Genomic DNA, 16,538 nt, shown 5'->3' with positions numbered 1-16,538 from the left:
GTTCGAGATACAAGGAAGCCGTAACATGAGTGAAGCGCAAACCGCCCATACGCACAGCGCGCCGGTCGTCGGCGTGTTGATGGGCTCCAGTTCCGACTGGGAAGTGATGAAAACCGCCGTGGCGATGCTGCAGGAATTCGGCGTGCCGTACGAAGCGAAAGTGGTGTCCGCGCACCGCATGCCCGACGAAATGTTCGCTTATGCCGAAAGCGCGCGCGAGCGCGGCATCCGCGCGATCATCGCCGGTGCGGGCGGCGCGGCGCATCTGCCGGGCATGCTGGCCGCCAAGACCACGGTGCCGGTGCTCGGCGTGCCGGTGGCGAGCAAGTATCTGAAGGGCGTGGATTCGCTGCATTCCATCGTGCAGATGCCCAAGGGCGTGCCGGTGGCCACCTTCGCGATCGGCGAGGCGGGCGCGGCGAATGCGGCGCTTTTCGCGGTGTCGCTGCTGAGCGGCACGGACGCCGGGTATGCGGAGAAACTGGCGGCGTTCCGCGTGCGCCAGAACGAAGCCGCGCACGCGATGGTGTTGCCGGCGCTGTGAGTGCCGGATCGCCTGTTTGACGTAGTAACTAACGTAAAGACGTCCCCTGTCGACCGGCGCAGGTGCAATGCACTGGCTGCACCGCACTCGCCCGGTCCAATGCAAGATGTTGCCGTCCGACCCTCGGCCGGGTTGCCTGCCCGTCGTACGGCACATTCACCCGGCCGCGACCGACCACTAAGATGAACCCAGACAACACACCCGTTTCACCGATTCTGCCCGGCGCATGGCTTGGCATGGTCGGTGGCGGCCAGCTCGGCCGCATGTTCTGTTTCGCCGCGCAAGCCATGGGCTATCGCGTCGCCGTGCTCGACCCGGACGAAAACAGTCCGGCGGGCGCCGTCGCCGACCGCCATCTGCGCGCGGCGTATGACGACGAGGCGTCGTTGACCGAACTCGCGCGACTGTGCGCGGCGGTATCGACCGAATTCGAGAACGTGCCGGCGGCGAGCCTGGACTTTCTCGCGCAGACCACCTTCGTCAGCCCGGCCGGCCGTTGCGTCGCGGTCGCGCAGGACCGCATCGCCGAGAAGCGTTTTATCGCCTCGTCGGGCGTGACGGTCGCGCCGCACGTGGTGATCGAAACGTCGGACGCGCTGGCCGCGCTTGACGACGCGGCGCTCGAAGCCGTGCTGCCCGGCATCCTCAAGACGGCCCGCATGGGTTACGACGGCAAAGGCCAGATCCGCGTGCGCAATGCCGAGGAAGTGCGCGAGGCGCATGCGTCGCTCGCCGGCGTGCCGTGCGTGCTGGAAAAGCGTCTGCCGCTGAAGTTCGAGGTGTCCGCGCTGATCGCGCGCACGGCGAGCGGCGCGTCGGTGGTGTACCCGCTCGCGCAGAACACGCACCGCGACGGCGTGCTGTCGCACACCATCGTCCCCGCGCCGGACGCCACGCCGACGCTCGTCGAACAGGCGCAGCAGGCCGCGCTGCAGATCGCGGACAAGCTCGGCTATGTCGGCGTGCTGTGCGTCGAGTTCTTCATTCTCGAAGACGGTTCGCTGGTCGCCAACGAAATGGCGCCGCGTCCGCACAACTCCGGTCATTACACGGTGGACGCCTGCGCGACCAGCCAGTTCGAGCAGCAGGTGCGCGCGATGACCGGCATGCCGCTCGGCGACACGCGCCAGCATTCGCCGGCGGTCATGCTGAACATCCTCGGCGACGTGTGGTTCCCGGATGGCCAGAAGGGCGCGGCGGTCACGCCGCCGTGGCACGAAGTCGCGGCCATGCCGGCGGCGCGTCTGCATCTGTACGGCAAGGAAGAGGCGCGCTGCGGCCGCAAGATGGGCCACGTGAACTTCACCGCCGCGACGCTCGAAGAAGCCCGCACGGCCGGACGCGATTGCGCGCGGCTGCTGCACATTGCCACGAGCTGACACGCACACCATGCCGGATCAACACGATCGACACCACTGCGCCGAAGGCGCCGCGAGCGCGCTGCCGGTGAGCGACGCGCAGATCGAGCACGCGGCCGCGTTGCTCGACGCGGGCGGGCTCGTCGCCTTTCCCACCGAGACCGTCTACGGGCTGGGCGGCGATGCCGAGAGCCCGGACGCGGTCGCGCGCATTTACGCGGCCAAGGGCCGGCCGGCGAATCATCCGGTGATCGTGCATCTGGCGCCGCAGGGCGATCCGCATTACTGGGTCGAGCATTTGCCGGCCGACGCGCAGCGTTTGATCGATGCGTTCTGGCCGGGGCCGCTCACGCTGATCCTGAAACGCGCCGCGCATATCAACGCCGCGGTCAGCGGCGGGCAGGATTCGGTGGGCTTGCGGTGCCCGTCGCATCCGGTTGCGCAGGCGCTGCTGCAGGCGTTCAGCGCATTGCGCGGTGGCCATGGCGGCGTGGCCGCGCCGTCGGCGAATCGCTTCGGTCATGTCAGCCCGACCACCGCGCAGCATGTGCGCGACGAGTTCGGCAGCGCGATTCACGTGCTGGACGGTGGCGCGTCGGATGTCGGCATCGAATCGACCATTCTGGATCTGTCGCGTGGTTTTCCGGCGCTGCTGCGGCCGGGCCGCGTCACGCCGCAGGACATCGCCGACGTGCTCGGCGAGGCGCCGCGTCTGCCGGACGGCTCGGACGCGTCGGCGCCGCGCGCTTCCGGCACGCTGAAGGCGCACTACGCGCCACGCACGCCGCTCGCGTTGTTGCCGTTCGAGGCGCTCGAACCGCTGCTGGCCGCGCGCGCAACGGGTAGCGGAGGCGAAGGTCAGGGTCAGGGCGAACGCGTCGCGCTGGTCGCACGCAAATCACGCGCCGGTCATTGGGCGGATGCCGAAGGTGTGCACTTCATCGCCGCGCCCGAAGATCCGCATCTCTATGCGCGCGAGCTGTACGGCCTGCTCAGAGCGCTGGATCGCGCGAACGTCACGCGGATTCTGATCGAGAAGCTGCCCGATACGATCGAGTGGATCGCGGTGAACGACCGCTTGGGGCGTGCCGCCGCGGCATTCGAAGCGCAGGGGTAGATCGCGCGCGAATCGCTGATCAAACAGAACGCCCGGTTTGCAGCGATGCAAACCGGGCGTTTTGTCGTCATCGAGGCATCGCCGCCACGCAGCGATGCCTCGATTAATTTGCCACCTGATTCCCCACCTTACTTGCCCAGACCCGTCGCGGCGATCGCCTGCTCGACCGTCTGCGCGAACAACGCGTGCAGATGCGTGCTCGGGTGCACGAGGTCGGCGAACATGTAGGTCTGATCCGCGCCGGCGGCCGTCAGCGTCTGCGGCGAGCAGAACAGCGACGACTGGAACTGCGCGCCGTAGGCCGCTGCCGTCTGACCCGGCTGCAGCACCGACGGATTAGCCGTCGCGTAAGCCGTCGCGTTCTGACCCATCGCGGTCAGGTTACACGCGGTGTTCGTGTTCGACACCGTGAAACCCAGCGACTGGTACGAAGCCAGCGACGTGTCGAGCCACTTGTACGCGCTCACGTAGATGACCGACTTGTTCGATGCCAGACCAGCCTGCACCGTGCCGTTGAACGTCAGCACCAGCGCGTCGAACAGTTGCTGGCCGGTGGCGCCGCTCTGCACACCCTGCGGCGTGTTCTTGATGTCCGGAATATCCGAGACCACGACGTGCGTCGCGCCCGCGCCGGTGACCTGCTGAACCGCGCCGACGAACTTGGTCGCGGCCAGCGTCATGGCCTGAAGCGCTGCCGGAATCGCTGCCTGCGATGCGTTTGTCGCCGCCGTCTGCGCCGCCGCCGCGGTACCGCCGCCTTGCAGCACGGCCGCCGCTGCCGCCGTGCCAGCCGCCTGGACGGTCTGCGCCTGGACGAACACGTCGTTCGCGCCGCCGTTCATCAGCACCAGCTGGCTGCCGTTGAAGCTGCCGTGCTGGCTCAGATACTGCGTGACCTGCGCGGTGACGGGAACCGTCGTCGCGGCCATGTTGTTCGGCGCGTAGCCCGGACCCGGCTGCAGGTCGACGCGCGAACCGCCTTGCGCATAACCCAGGCCGCCGGTCGCGACCAGCGGCTGACCGAAGCCGCCGAGGTTCGCCGCGCTCAACGTGCCGCCGTAATACTCGGCGACCTTCTGCGTCCACACTTCACCCGGATTCGTCGTGAAACGGCCGCCGCCGAAGCTGGCCTGAATCACCGGCGCATACGTGCCGACATCGGACAGGCTGTCGCCGAACGACACGACCTGCAGGTTCACGCCGCCGGCCGGCGTGGCGCTGGCGTTATTGTTGTTGTTATCGCTGCCGCCGCCGCATGCGGCGAGCAGGGCGAACGCAGTGCTGGCCATGGCGATCTGCGTGACGCGCAGCCATTGTTGATTCCTCGATGCTGTGTGTTTCATGTTGACTACATCTCCTCGTTTATGTGGCCCTTGCGCCATGTGTTGCAGGCAGCGCCCACCGCGTCGGCGGCGTGACGACAGCTTACAGAATCTTCTACGGCCTGCGCGGTGTTTCAAACGCGCCCGTATGGTTTTCCTCTACGTCCGCCGCGCGCATCGCGCTGTTCGAACCGGTCGATCCGGCGGCTCGCCGCGCATGATAATCCGCGGCCCAGGCGGGCGGTGCGAACAACGCGCGCAACTTGTTGCGCCAGCCGTGCACGCTCGCGAAGTCGGCGGCCATGGAGGCCCATTCGTGGAACGTCGCCTTCAGCGGGTTGTAGGTGTGCAGCGGTTCGACGATGCCGTACACCGGCGCGTCGTGCGGATCTTCGTCGACATAGCTGCCGAACAGGCGATCCCAGATCACCAGCACGCCGGCATAGTTGCGGTCGATGTATCGGTCGTTGCGCGCGTGATGCACGCGATGGATCGACGGCGTGTTCAGCACGTATTCGAGCCAGCCGAGTTTGCCGATCGCCTGGGTATGCACGAAGAACTGGAAGCCGAGATTGATCAGCACGATCGCGACGATCTGCTTCGGCGGAAAGCCGAGCACGGCGAGCGGAATCCAGAACACCCACATGCCCGCGATCGGATACATCAGGCTTTGCCGGAACGCGGTGGAGAAGTTCATCCGCTCCGACGAGTGATGCACGACATGCGCGGCCCACAACCAGCGCACGCGATGACTACAGCGGTGAAACACGTAATAGAGCAGATCCTGCGCGACGAACAGCACGACGAACGAGACCCAGCCGGCCTGCCACGTGGTGATGCGATAGTGATCGTAGAAGAACGCGTAGACCGGAATGATGACGAGCCACGCGAGCTTGTCGGCGGCTTGCTGCAGCAGCGCGAGGCCGGCGTTGCAGAGCGTGTCGCGCCAGCTATAGAGCTGCGCGCCGGGGCGCGTGCGCCGCAGGTGCCACGCCTCCCAGCCGATGCATGCGAGAAAGACTGGCGCCATGGCGAGCAGCAGCAATTCCGCATCGAATTGCATCGTGTCTTCCTCCGTGGTCCCTGGCCGCCGCGCGGAGTGCGGCGGGTCGTGTCGTTATCGTTTGATTGGGCCGCGCGATCACCACGCTTGCAAGACTTGCGTACCTTGCGGAGTGTTTCACGCGGGCCTCAAACACTGCCCGACAGCGTACACGGTTGGAAGCCGCGAAGCGCGCCGCATCGCTAGAAGAAAACCTCAGTGAGCCGCGCGCGGATGCGGGTTTTTCCTGGGCTTCGCGCGTGGCTCGGCGACTGGATCGGACACCCTGGTGAAGCCTTGCGACGGTCCCTGATAGACCCATTCCAGCAACGCATCGTGCGCGGCGCGCGCCGCTTCCGAATGCGGATCGTTGATCAGGCTGACGACCACGTAGCTGTTGCCGTCCGCTGAAGCGACGTAGCCCGCGATGGCCCGCACGTCGCGCAGCGTGCCGGTCTTGATGTGCGCGTTGCCGCCCGCGCCCTGGTTGGTCAGGCGGTTGCGCATGGTGCCGTCCACCCCCGCGATCGGCAGCGATTCGACGAACACCTGGGCGACCGGACTCGCGTTGGCCCGTTGCAGCAGATCGGCGAGCGAAAGCGCGGTGACATGCTCGTCGCGCGACAGGCCCGAGCCGTTGTCGAGCGACAGGTATTGCATGTCGAGCGCGTCGCGGCGCAGGAACGCCTCGATCGCGCGCGCCGATTTGGCCGGCGTCGCGGGCGCCTTTTCTTCCACCGCGCCGATGGTCAGGAACAGATTGCGCGCCATCGTGTTGTTGCTGAACTTGTTGATGTCGCGAACGATGTCGGATAGCACCGGCCCTTCGTGCGTGGCGACGAGGCGCGCGCCGACCGGCACCGCGCCCTCGCGCGTCGCGCCGTTGAAGGTGCCGCCGGTCTGTTGCCACAACGCGAGGAAGCCGCCCGCGAAGAAGGTCGAGTGATCGAGCACCGCGACGTTGATCGTGCGCGGGCCGCAACGCACTGCATAGTCGCCGCTGAACGACGCGACGACCGTGCCGTTCGGCTGCGGCGTGACGGTGGGCGAGACGCTCGCCGCATCGCCGCGACAGGGGCCGCTGGTCGCGCGCATCTGGTTGTCGATCTGCAGTTGCGCGAGCGCGGGCAGCACGTCGATCGCGACGCTGCCGTCGGACGACGGCGTCAGCGTGAACGACAGCGATTTGAATGCATACAGCAGCGGGTCGGGACCGACGTTGTACGGCGCGGTGGCGTCGTCGTCGAACGGCGGCAGGTCGCGGGTCGACGCGTCGAAGTAACGCTTGTCGAGCACCAGCGCGCCGTCGATGCCGTTGATGCCCGCCTTGTGGATCTTCTGCACGAGGTCGATCAGTTCTTCCGGCACGAGCTTCGGGTCGCCGGTACCCTGGATGTACAGGTTGCCGTGCAGTACGCCGCTTGCGTCGAGCGTGCCGTCCGCGTAGGCGCTGGTGCGCCAGCGGTAGTCGGGGCCGAGGATCGACAGGCCGGAGTAGGTGGTGACGAGCTTCATCGTCGAGGCGGGCATCATCGGCTTGGCGGCGTTCAGCGCGAGGATCGGCGTGCGGTCGCCGACTTTCTCGACGACCACGCTGATCGACGACAGCGGCACGTGCGCGCGCTGCAGGCCGATCATCACCGGTTGCGGCAGCACGGTGGTGACGTTCACGCTCGGATGCGTGGCCTTCACGCGCGCCTGCGTGGCGAGCGGCAGCGCGGCGGTGGCGCCGAGCGCGGCGCAGGCGAGCAGCCGGACGGCCTTGACCTTGAAGCGCGGCGATGAAGCTTGCGGCCGATGCGGCATGGATGCATTCAAACCGTTCGATGCATCGGACGCGTGCTTGAAAACGAAGAAGGCGGAACAGCGCGAACGCCGCGCGAGGCGATGCAGGCGGCGGACGAAGGAAGACAGAAAAGCGTGCGTCATGGACGGGCAGGAAAACAGGAGGTCGGTGCAGGATGCCGGTGCGTGGGATAGGCGCCGTGGGACGCCGGCGATGTCGTCGATTCCGCAGTGACGACGTGGTGACGCTGCCGCGACGGCCCGCGCCCCGCTATGCAAAGCGCCCATTGTAGAGACATGCCGCGACACTGCGGTGGAAAAAGCACCACGCGTCGTCGCGTGCGATGACGGGCGCTAGAATGCGGCATCGATCAATGTTTCGGAACGGATAACCATGCGCATCTTGCTAGTCGAAGACGACCGGATGATCGCCGAGGGTGTACGCAAGGCACTGCGCGGCGAAGGCTTCGCGGTCGACTGGGTGGAAGACGGCGACGCGGCGCTCAGCGCGGCGGGTTCGCAGCCTTACGATCTGGTGCTGCTCGATCTCGGTCTGCCCAAGCGCGACGGTCTCGACGTGTTGCGCACGCTGCGCGCGCGCGGCCACGCGCTGCCGGTGCTGATCGTCACCGCGCGCGACGCGGTGGCCGATCGCGTGAAGGGGCTCGACGCCGGCGCCGACGATTACCTTGTCAAACCTTTCGATCTCGATGAACTCGGCGCCCGCATGCGCGCGCTGATTCGCCGTCAGTCGGGGCGCAGCGATTCGACGATCCGCCACGGCAACCTGACGCTCGATCCCGCGTCGCATCAGGTCACGCTCGACGGCGCGCCGGTGGCGTTGTCGGCGCGCGAATTCGCGCTGCTGGAAGCCTTGCTCGCGCGGCCCGGCGCGGTGCTGTCGAAAAGTCAGCTCGAGGAAAAGATGTACGGCTGGGGCGAGGAGATCGGCAGCAATACCGTCGAGGTCTACATTCATGCGCTGCGCAAGAAGCTCGGCGCGGAACTGATTCGCAACGTGCGCGGCCTCGGTTACATGATCGCGAAGGACGCCTGAGCCGATGCGTTCGATTCGCCGTCAATTGCTGGTCTGGCTGCTGGCGCTGGTGCTGCTCGGCGTGGGCATCGCGGGGTGGCTGATTTACCGTCAGGCGCTTGCCGAAGCCAACGAACTGTTCGATTACCAGCTGGAGCAGATTGCCGCCGCGTTGCCGTCGGAGCCGTTCTCGCAGGTGCTAGGCTCGCGCGATACCGGCGACGAAGGCATCGTGCTGCAGATCTGGAATCGCAACGGCGTGCTGATGTATTACTCGCGGCCGCGCGCACCGCTCGCGCCGCGCGCCGAACTCGGTTTTTCGACCGAGCACACCGATCGCGGCGACTGGCGCGTGTACGGCGCGATCGTCGGCGATAACGTCGTGCAGCTCGCGCAGCCGGTGTCGGTGCGCAACCGGCTCGCCGCGAGCGTCGCGCTGCGCACGCTGTGGCCGTTGATCGTGCTGCTGCCCTTGCTCGGCGTCGCCGTGTGGGTGATCGTCGGACGCGGGTTGAAGCCGCTGCGGCGCGTCGCGACGGCGCTCGACGCGCGCCATCCCGAAGCGCTCGATGCGTTGCCCGATCAACGCCTGCCGCTCGAAGTCCAGCCGCTCGTGCGCGCGTTGAACGGCCTGCTCGAACGGCTCGCCACCGCGCTCGACATTCAGAAGGCGTTCGTCGCCGACGCCGCGCACGAGTTGCGCACGCCGCTTGCCGCCGTGCAGATTCAGGCGCAGCTCGTCGCGCGCGCGCGAGACGATGCCGCGCGCAGCGAGGCGCTCGCCGATCTGCAAACGGGCGTGACGCGCGCCACGCGTCTTGCCGAACAATTGCTGGCGCTCGCGCGCTCCGAACCGGACGGCCTCGCCGTCACCAACGCGATCGATCTGCGTGCGCTGTTGCAGGACTGCGTGGTGAACTATGCGCCGCTCGCGCAGAATCGCGGCGTCGATCTCGGCATCGAGGCGAGCGAACCCGCCACCGTGATCGGCGATGCCGACGCGCTGCGCGTGATGTTCAACAATCTCGTGGACAACGCAACCAAATACACGCCGCGCGGCGGCCAGGTGGACGTCAGTCTGCATGTCGAGGACGGTCATCCGACCGTACGGATCGCCGACAGCGGGCCGGGCATCGAGCCCGCCGAACGCGACCGCGTGTTCGACCGTTTCTATCGGGTGGGCGCCGGCGTGAACCGCGTGCGCACCGACGTGGCGGGCAGCGGGCTGGGACTGGCGATCGTGCGCCGCATCGCCACGCAGCATCATGCGGCGGTGTCGCTCGACGAATCGCCGGCGGGTGGTTTGCAGGTCAGCGTGCGCTTCTGAGGCGCCAGGCTTTCTGTTCGTAAAGTGACTTGAAGCGGCCTTAAATCGGCGCTAAATCAGCCCTGAGCAACACGCTATCTGATCGCAACGGACGAGCTGAACGATCTGTCGCTGCTTAAGACTCCTTTAAGCGACGCCCCGTAGTCTTCGTGTCATCCAATAGCCTTTTCTCCCAGTCAGGAGTACACGATGAACGCGAAAACCTTGTCCCGTAGCGCAGTTGCAGTGGCTGTCGCCGTGGCCCTCTCCGCCGGCTATGTGGCGGGGCATCGCGATGTGCCCGCGCCGCAGGTCATCACGCCGGCGCAAGCCGCGATGATGCCCGCCGAAGCCGCCGCCAAGACCGGCATTCCGGACTTCTCCGGCCTCGTCGAAACCTATGGCCCGGCGGTCGTCAACATCAGCGCGAAGCACGTGGTCAAGCAGACGGCGCTGCGCGGCAACGGCAACGGCGGCGCCAGCGGCAATCAACTGCCGATCGATCCGAGCGATCCGTTCTACCAGTTCTACAAGCACTTCTTCGGCGGCATGCCGGGCATGCAGGGCGGCGACGGCGGCGATGCGCCCGATCAGCCGAGCGCGAGCCTGGGCTCGGGCTTCATCGTCAGCAGCGACGGCTATATCCTGACCAACGCGCATGTGGTGGACGGCGCCAACGTCGTCACCGTGAAGCTCACCGACAAGCGCGAGTTCAAGGCGAAGGTGGTCGGCGCCGACAAGCAGTCCGACGTCGCCGTGCTGAAGATCGACGCGAGCAATCTGCCGACCGTGAAGATCGGCGATCCGCGGCAGAGCAAGGTCGGCCAGTGGGTGGTCGCGATCGGTTCGCCGTACGGCTTCGACAACACGGTGACGTCGGGCATCATCAGCGCGAAGTCGCGTTCGCTGCCCAACGAGAACTACACGCCGTTCATCCAGACCGACGTGCCGGTGAATCCGGGTAACTCGGGCGGCCCGCTGTTCAATCTGCAAGGCGAAGTGATCGGCATCAACTCGATGATCTACTCGCAGACCGGCGGCTTCCAGGGCCTGTCGTTCGCGATTCCGATCAACGAGGCGATCAAGGTCAAGGACGACATCGTCAAGACCGGTCACGTGAGCCGCGGTCGTCTCGGCGTCGCGGTGCAGGGCATGAACCAGACGCTCGCCGATTCTTTCGGCATGCAGAAGCCGCAAGGCGCGCTGGTCAGCTCGGTCGATCCGGGCGGCCCGGCGGCGAAGGGCGGCTTGCAGCCGGGCGACGTGATCCTGTCGGTCAACGGCGAGCCGGTGAGCGACTCGTCGGATCTGCCTTCGCAGGTCGCCGGTCTGGCGCCGGGCAGTTCGGCCACCGTGCAGGTGTGGCGCGACAAGGCGACCAAGGATCTGAAGGTGACGATCGGCTCGTTGTCGGATGCGAAGGTCGCGTCCGACAAGGCGGACCAGCCCACGCAACTGCAAGGGCGGCTCGGCGTCGCGGTGCGGCCGTTGACGCCGGAAGAGAAGAGCGGCGCGTCGGTGTCGCACGGTCTGCTGGTGCAGCAGTCGGGCGGCGCGGCGGAAAGCGCCGGCATCCAGCCGGGCGACGTGATTCTCGCGGTCAACGGCCGGCCGATCACGAGCGTCGATCAGTTGAAGCAGATCATCGCCGGCGCGGGCAACAGCATCGCGCTGCTAATCCAGCGCGACAACGCGCAGATCTTCGTGCCGGTGGATCTCGGTTGATCGGCGGATGAGCGGCGGATGAGCGGCGTACGTTTCTGGCGCGCGCCGTTCATCCCTCAGCCTTCTCGCCGGTGGATCGCGGCGCTGGCGGGCGGCCTGGCCGATCGACGCGAAAATTGAAGTAACGCTTGCCGGTTCTTGCATTTACTGCCTTGGGACCGGCATTTTTTTATTCATCGTTTAGTCGACAGCAAGCAAGGCAGTGGCAGGACCAGTGACAGGACAAGGCAGGGCGAACCGCGCGCTGCTTGCCGCGCCGCGCGGCGGGGCATGACCCGGCAGCGTTTTCCGGCCGACGCGGCCCGCCGCGTGGCACGCGGGTTGCGTCTGCATCGAGCCGGACCTGGCGCAGTGCGGGACCGGCAGGGATAGGACCTCAACAAGGAGCGAACCGATGAACACCCAACGCAATCAGCGAAGGATCGTAGCCGCCGCACTCTGCGCGGCGCTCACGCTCGGTCTGGCGGGCGGCGCGTATGCGCAGCAGGCGAACGGCACCACTGGCGGCAACACCAGCGACGACACCAGCGCCGGCAACACCAACGGCGGCGGCATGCCGCAAATCCAGCATCGCGGCGACGTCGCATTCGTGTCGGGCGGTGTGGGCCAGGACGAATCGAAGGCGCTGCAGCTTGCGCAAAGCCAGTGGCCGCTGTCGCTGCGCTTCACGGGCCCCGGCTCAGACTTTCTCGCCGACGTCCGCGTGCGGGTGGTCGATGCGCACGACGGCGAAGTGCTGAGCGCCACGTCGCGCGGGCCGTACATGCTGGTCAAGCTGCGTCCCGGCCGCTACACCGTGCACGCGCAGTACAAGGATCGCGATCAGAGCAAGGCGGTGACGATTCCGGCCAAGGGCACCGCGAAGGCGGACTTTTACTGGACCACCCAGTAACGCGCGCGTAGCGGCTCGTGTAGCGACGCACGCCGCCGTTCCCGTTCGGAACGGCCGTACAGTCGGCGAAAGTTTGGCCGATAATGAAGCCACGGGCGCGCCCGTGGCTTTGTTGCATGCGCGGCCGGTTTCTTGCGGGGGGAGGGGTTGTCCCATCGTCCAATCCCCGATCGCATGCCGAGCGCACATCTGGTTGCGCGCCGGATTTCACGTCACCACGGAGCCGAGACATGAGCGATGCCCCGACACCTCACGCAAGCCCCGGCTCAGGCGCGGGCGGGCACACCATCTCGATCGCGGGCAACCGTCACCGGCTGCGCGTGATTCACGGCGGCGTGACCATGGCCGATACGCAGGCGGCGCTCACGCTGTCCGAAACCGGTCTGCCGGACGTGTTCTACTTCCCGCGCGCGGACGTCAACATGGCCCGCCTCGAACGCTCGGCGCATACCTCGCACTGTCCGTTCAAGGGCGACGCGTCATACTTCCATCTGCGCACCGAGGACGGCCTGGTGGAAAACGCCGTCTGGAGTTATGAAGCGCCGCTGGGGCCGGCGCAACAGATCAAAGGGTATCTCGCGTTTTACGCATCGCGCGTCGATCGCATCGATCAGACTTCCTGATCGGGGCGGCGCGCGTTTTCCGGGGAGGCTGCAATGGAACTGAACGACGCGTTGAGGATTCCGCTTGCCGCGTCCGATGTCTGGGACGCGCTGCAGGATCTCGCGTTGTTGCGCGCCAGCCTCGATAACTGCGAGTCGTTGACGCGTCTCGCGCACGGCGAATACGAGCTGGCGCTGACGGTGCCGCTCGGACCGCTGCGCGCGCCGTACGAAGTGCGCGCCCATGTGGCGGGACAGGACTCCGGGCCGGCCGACGCGGAACGCCGCACGATCAATTTCAAGGCGCGCGCGGAAGGTATCGGCGCGTTGCGCGGCCAGATCGAAATCCGTCTGCGTCCGGACGATGGGCACCACGGCCCGCACGGCGGCAGGGAGCGCGGCACGCGGATCGACTACACGATCTGGGCGACGTCGTCCGGGCCGCTCGCCGAACTGCCGACGCGGCAACTCGAAAACGCACTGCATCAACTCGCCGACGACTTTTTCGCGGAGTTCGACGCGGTGGTGCGGGCCAAATACGGGCAGGGGCCGAACCGCGCGCGCGGGTCGGCGGCGCGTCGTCAGCATGTATTCCTGCGGCCGATCGCGCTCGGCGGCGTCGCGCGGCGTTCGCGCGCGGAACATGTCGATGCGCTGGCAGGACGTGCGACGGGTGCATCGCACGGGGTATCGCGGCAGGAGTCCAGTTCGAGCGCGGTGCCGTATTGGGCGTGGGCGGCGATGATCTTTCTGGTCGCGTTGCTGTTGTACGTGGCGCGCTGGCTGAGCGAGCGGTAGTGGGCGGCTAAGCGCCTGTTAAAGGCCAAAAGCCCACTGAAGGCCGCCAAAGGCCGCGCTTGAAAGGGCGCCAAAGACTGCCAAAGACCGCCGAGCTTTGCTGACAGCCACCATGGCTGTGCCCGCCACAGCCCTCGCCGTGTTTGTGTCGCTCCGCCGCCACTACGAAATCCCGGCGCCTCGCTACGAAACGCCGTCACGCTCCCTTGAATTCCCGTCGCCAGGCCGACGGCGACGTGCGATACGCGTGAGCGAAATGCTGCCTCAGCGACGCGGTCGACCCGAAACCCGCCATCGTCGCAATCGCCTCCACCGATTCATCGCTGCTTTCCAGTAATTGCTGCGCCCGCGCGAGCCGTTGCGCGAGCAGCCAGGCGCTGACGGTCGTACCGGTCGCGAGCCGGAAACGTCGCGTGAAGGTGCGGCGGCTCATCAGCGCGCGCTCGGCCAGCGAGTCGAGCGTATGGGCGATGTCGAGATGGCCCGTCACCCAGTCGAGCAGGCCGGAGAGGCGGTCGCCGCGCGGGTTGGGCGGCATCGGCTGCTGGACGTATTGCGCCTGGCCGCCTTGCCGGTGCGGCGACACCACCAGCCGGCGCGCCACGTAATTCGCCGTTTCCGCGCCGTACAGCTTGCGCAGGACGTGCAGACAACAGTCCAGTCCGGCGGCGGTGCCCGCCGAGGTCAGCACGTTGCCGTCGTCGACGTAGAGCACGTCGGGGTCGAGACGCACGCGCGGGTAGCGGCGCGCGAAGTCGTCGGCCCATGCCCAGTGCGTCGACGCGGGCCGTCCGTCGAGCAGGCCGGCGGCGGCCAGCACGAACGATCCCAGGCAGAGCCCGACGAGTTGCGCGCCGCGCTGGTGCGCGGCACGCAGTGCGGCAAGCAGGGCGGCGGGCGGTGTTTCGTCCGGATCGCGCCAACTCGGGACGATGATCGTGTCGGCGTCGTCGAGCGCGTCGAGGCCGTGCGTGACCGCGATCGAGAAACCGGCGGTGGTGGTCAGCGTACCCGGCTCGGCGGCGCAGACGCGAAAGTCGAACTCGGGCAGACCGCCGGCGCCGCGGTCTTCGCCGAACACGACGCAGGGGACCGACAGATGGAATGGGCTGATGCGGTCGAACGCGATCACCGCGACGACGTGGCGGGGCGCGGCAAGGGGAGAGGGCGCCGAGGCTGACGCTACCCCCCGCGTCAAACCGCTCTGCGTCAAAACATGTCCACCAGCACGCCTGGCCATGCGCCACTCCATGAAATTCGACAATGGCCCGATTCTATCGATTCATGTCACGCGGGTCACTGTCGTCGAACGGCAGGGTGACGAACAATACGTCCATCGCCGCTGAACGGTGCGCGCTGCTCCCGCGAGCAGGGCCGCCCCGGCCAGCGAGTCGCGAGTTCAACCCGACGAAACATCGATCCGCCATCCGGCTATCCCGCTATCAGCATTCAGACTGAAGGAGTCTCGCCATGACCACCCCCCGCCGTGCATTGATCGTCATCGACGTGCAGAACGAATACGTGACCGGCGACCTGCCGATCGAATATCCGGATGTGCAGACCTCGCTCGCGAACATCGGCCGCGCGATCGATGCCGCGCGCGCCGCCGATGTGCCGGTCGTCGTCGTGCAGCATCTGTCGACGCCGACCTCGCCATTGTTCGCACGCGGTAGCGCGGGCGCCGAGCTGCATTCGGTGGTGGCGTCGCGGCCGCACGATCACCTTGTCGAAAAATCGCAGGCGAGTTCGTTCGCCGGTACCGATCTCGCCGACTGGCTGGCCGCGCGCAACATCGACACGCTGACGGTGACCGGCTACATGACCCACAACTGCGACGCATCGACGACCAATCACGCGTACCACATGGGCCTCGCGGTCGAGTTTCTGCACGATGCGACCGGCTCGGTCCCGTACGAAAACAGCGCGGGTTTCGCCAGCGCGAAGGACATTCACCATGCGTTCAGCGTGGTGCTGCAATCGAATTTCGCGGCGGTGGCGAGTACCGACGAGTGGCTCGCGGCGCTGAAGAACGGTACGGCGCTGCAGAAGGACAACATCTACGCGTCGAACCAGAAGGCACGCGCGCGCCGCGGCGCTGCGTAAACAATCGTTCAACCGTTAAACAAGAAAGCGGATGGGTGCGGTTCACGCACCCATCCGCTTTCTTGCGTCAAGATTCGAAGCCGTCAGCCGCCCGCGTCAGCCGCGCCCTTCAACATCGCCGGACTCATCCGCAGCGCGTCGAACATGCCTTCCACCATCCGTTGCGCGTAAGCGCCGAAGTCCGTCGCGTCGGGCAGGAACAGCATGTCGCGCAACGAGCCGCTGACGAATGCATGCACCATCGCCGCCGCCAGCCGGGTATCGAGTTCCGCCGGCAATTGCCGCTTGGAGATCGCGTTGCGCAGACCGCCTTCGATCTTCATCAACCCTTCGCGCATGTTGGTCTGATAGCGCAGCATGACCGGCCCCATTTCCTCGACCAGCTCGCATTTCAGAAAAAGAATGTCGAACACCCGGCGGCGATGCGGATCGTTCGCCGTGTCGCGCAGGCAGACCACGCAGATTTCCATCAGATGCCCGAGCGGATCGGGCTCGTTCGGATCCAGCGACGCGGCCTTGAGTTCGTCCAGCGGCAGCAGCACGCGGTCGAACATTTCGGTAAACAGATCGCTCTTGTGCGCGAAGTGCCAGTAGATCGCGCCACGCGTGACGCCCGCCGCATGGGCGATGTCCGCCAGCGAGGTGCGCGATACGCCTTTCTCGAAGAAGACGCGCTCGGCCGCGTCGAGAATGCTGGTGCGGGTCTCCAGCGCTTCTTCTTTGGTTCTTCTGACCATATGGGTATGACCTGCCCTGGTTCTCGGGGAGTCCCAAGCGCAATTAAGTACGCTTGATGACAATCTGACTTCAGTTAAGCGAATTGCGAAGCGTTCCTACGGCCCCCCACGCAGTGGCGAAGTGAAACGCACTTATACATGCATTCGTGAATGTATATATAATAGCATCCC

The 16,538-nt window shown here is 66.5% G+C and carries 15 protein-coding genes; 10 read left to right on the top strand and 5 right to left on the bottom strand.

The features are described 5' to 3' along the window. Positions 1-25: 25 nt before the first annotated feature. From purE to LFL96_RS16065, 3 genes are all read left to right on the top strand, one after another. Positions 26-544: a 5-(carboxyamino)imidazole ribonucleotide mutase gene (gene purE, locus LFL96_RS16075; RefSeq protein ID WP_280996185.1), complete on the top strand. Its 519-nt coding sequence runs from the start codon at positions 26-28 to the stop codon at positions 542-544. A 182-nt stretch (positions 545-726) separates the two neighbouring features. Beyond that, positions 727-1,923, top strand: a complete 1,197-nt coding sequence (locus tag LFL96_RS16070; RefSeq protein WP_280996184.1) for a 5-(carboxyamino)imidazole ribonucleotide synthase — start codon at positions 727-729, stop codon at positions 1,921-1,923. 10 nt (positions 1,924-1,933) lie between these two features. Further along, positions 1,934-3,019: an L-threonylcarbamoyladenylate synthase gene (locus LFL96_RS16065; RefSeq protein WP_280996183.1), complete on the top strand. Its 1,086-nt coding sequence runs from the start codon at positions 1,934-1,936 to the stop codon at positions 3,017-3,019. Positions 3,020-3,147: 128 nt separating this feature from the next. On the opposite strand, the gene LFL96_RS16060 is transcribed toward LFL96_RS16065, so the two are convergent. From LFL96_RS16060 to dacB, 3 genes are all read right to left on the bottom strand, one after another. After that, the gene (locus LFL96_RS16060; RefSeq protein WP_280996182.1) at positions 3,148-4,362 is read right to left on the bottom strand and encodes an SGNH/GDSL hydrolase family protein; all 1,215 of its coding nucleotides are present in this window, start codon (positions 4,360-4,362) and stop codon (positions 3,148-3,150) included. 94 nt (positions 4,363-4,456) lie between these two features. Further along, positions 4,457-5,404 (bottom strand): sterol desaturase family protein, encoded by a 948-nt coding sequence (locus LFL96_RS16055; protein WP_280996181.1) that lies wholly within the window; start codon positions 5,402-5,404, stop codon positions 4,457-4,459. Positions 5,405-5,599: 195 nt separating this feature from the next. Further along, positions 5,600-7,312, bottom strand: coding sequence for a D-alanyl-D-alanine carboxypeptidase/D-alanyl-D-alanine-endopeptidase (gene dacB / locus LFL96_RS16050; protein ID WP_280996180.1), 1,713 nt, complete (start codon positions 7,310-7,312; stop codon positions 5,600-5,602). 250 nt (positions 7,313-7,562) lie between these two features. On the opposite strand from dacB, the gene LFL96_RS16045 reads away from it, so the two are divergent. From LFL96_RS16045 to LFL96_RS16020, 6 genes are all read left to right on the top strand, one after another. Further along, complete coding sequence (locus LFL96_RS16045) at positions 7,563-8,225, top strand: response regulator (protein ID WP_280996179.1); 663 nt, start codon at positions 7,563-7,565, stop codon at positions 8,223-8,225. Between the two features lie 4 nt (positions 8,226-8,229). Then, positions 8,230-9,531 (top strand): ATP-binding protein, encoded by a 1,302-nt coding sequence (locus LFL96_RS16040; protein ID WP_280996178.1) that lies wholly within the window; start codon positions 8,230-8,232, stop codon positions 9,529-9,531. A 189-nt stretch (positions 9,532-9,720) separates the two neighbouring features. After that, a complete protein-coding gene (locus tag LFL96_RS16035) occupies positions 9,721-11,235 on the top strand; it encodes a DegQ family serine endoprotease (RefSeq protein ID WP_280996177.1) in 1,515 nt (504 codons plus the stop codon). Between the two features lie 394 nt (positions 11,236-11,629). Further along, positions 11,630-12,127: a carboxypeptidase regulatory-like domain-containing protein gene (locus LFL96_RS16030; RefSeq protein WP_280996176.1), complete on the top strand. Its 498-nt coding sequence runs from the start codon at positions 11,630-11,632 to the stop codon at positions 12,125-12,127. A 230-nt stretch (positions 12,128-12,357) separates the two neighbouring features. Further along, entirely contained in the window at positions 12,358-12,750 is a 393-nt protein-coding gene (locus LFL96_RS16025) for a DUF427 domain-containing protein (RefSeq protein ID WP_280996175.1), read from the top strand. Positions 12,751-12,783: 33 nt separating this feature from the next. After that, entirely contained in the window at positions 12,784-13,527 is a 744-nt protein-coding gene (locus LFL96_RS16020) for an SRPBCC domain-containing protein (protein ID WP_280996174.1), read from the top strand. A gap of 196 nt (positions 13,528-13,723) precedes the next feature. Here LFL96_RS16020 and LFL96_RS16015 read toward each other — a convergent pair whose 3' ends face one another. Beyond that, positions 13,724-14,767: a helix-turn-helix domain-containing protein gene (locus LFL96_RS16015; RefSeq protein ID WP_280996173.1), complete on the bottom strand. Its 1,044-nt coding sequence runs from the start codon at positions 14,765-14,767 to the stop codon at positions 13,724-13,726. A 230-nt stretch (positions 14,768-14,997) separates the two neighbouring features. On the opposite strand from LFL96_RS16015, the gene LFL96_RS16010 reads away from it, so the two are divergent. After that, the gene (locus tag LFL96_RS16010; protein WP_280996172.1) at positions 14,998-15,630 is read left to right on the top strand and encodes a cysteine hydrolase family protein; all 633 of its coding nucleotides are present in this window, start codon (positions 14,998-15,000) and stop codon (positions 15,628-15,630) included. An 83-nt stretch (positions 15,631-15,713) separates the two neighbouring features. Here LFL96_RS16010 and LFL96_RS16005 read toward each other — a convergent pair whose 3' ends face one another. After that, positions 15,714-16,367 (bottom strand): TetR family transcriptional regulator, encoded by a 654-nt coding sequence (locus LFL96_RS16005; protein ID WP_280996171.1) that lies wholly within the window; start codon positions 16,365-16,367, stop codon positions 15,714-15,716. Positions 16,368-16,538 lie beyond the last annotated feature (171 nt).

The organism is Paraburkholderia sp. D15 (assembly GCF_029910215.1).
In the GTDB taxonomy this organism is placed as follows: Bacteria; Pseudomonadota; Gammaproteobacteria; order Burkholderiales; family Burkholderiaceae; genus Paraburkholderia.
The sequence above is the reverse complement of the archived record's forward strand: the minus strand, read 5'-3'. Positions and strand labels throughout refer to the sequence as shown.

Coding starts and splice junctions, on each gene's coding strand:
- LFL96_RS16030 (WP_280996176.1), top strand. CDS start 11,630: ATGAACACCCAACGCAATCAGCGAAGGATCGTAGCCGCCGCACTCTGC.
- LFL96_RS16005 (WP_280996171.1), bottom strand. CDS start 16,367: ATGGTCAGAAGAACCAAAGAAGAAGCGCTGGAGACCCGCACCAGCATT.
- purE (WP_280996185.1), top strand. CDS start 26: ATGAGTGAAGCGCAAACCGCCCATACGCACAGCGCGCCGGTCGTCGGC.
- LFL96_RS16040 (WP_280996178.1), top strand. CDS start 8,230: ATGCGTTCGATTCGCCGTCAATTGCTGGTCTGGCTGCTGGCGCTGGTG.
- LFL96_RS16010 (WP_280996172.1), top strand. CDS start 14,998: ATGACCACCCCCCGCCGTGCATTGATCGTCATCGACGTGCAGAACGAA.
- LFL96_RS16045 (WP_280996179.1), top strand. CDS start 7,563: ATGCGCATCTTGCTAGTCGAAGACGACCGGATGATCGCCGAGGGTGTA.
- LFL96_RS16015 (WP_280996173.1), bottom strand. CDS start 14,767: ATGGCCAGGCGTGCTGGTGGACATGTTTTGACGCAGAGCGGTTTGACG.
- LFL96_RS16025 (WP_280996175.1), top strand. CDS start 12,358: ATGAGCGATGCCCCGACACCTCACGCAAGCCCCGGCTCAGGCGCGGGC.
- LFL96_RS16065 (WP_280996183.1), top strand. CDS start 1,934: ATGCCGGATCAACACGATCGACACCACTGCGCCGAAGGCGCCGCGAGC.
- dacB (WP_280996180.1), bottom strand. CDS start 7,312: ATGACGCACGCTTTTCTGTCTTCCTTCGTCCGCCGCCTGCATCGCCTC.
- LFL96_RS16020 (WP_280996174.1), top strand. CDS start 12,784: ATGGAACTGAACGACGCGTTGAGGATTCCGCTTGCCGCGTCCGATGTC.
- LFL96_RS16035 (WP_280996177.1), top strand. CDS start 9,721: ATGAACGCGAAAACCTTGTCCCGTAGCGCAGTTGCAGTGGCTGTCGCC.
- LFL96_RS16070 (WP_280996184.1), top strand. CDS start 727: ATGAACCCAGACAACACACCCGTTTCACCGATTCTGCCCGGCGCATGG.
- LFL96_RS16060 (WP_280996182.1), bottom strand. CDS start 4,362: ATGAAACACACAGCATCGAGGAATCAACAATGGCTGCGCGTCACGCAG.
- LFL96_RS16055 (WP_280996181.1), bottom strand. CDS start 5,404: ATGCAATTCGATGCGGAATTGCTGCTGCTCGCCATGGCGCCAGTCTTT.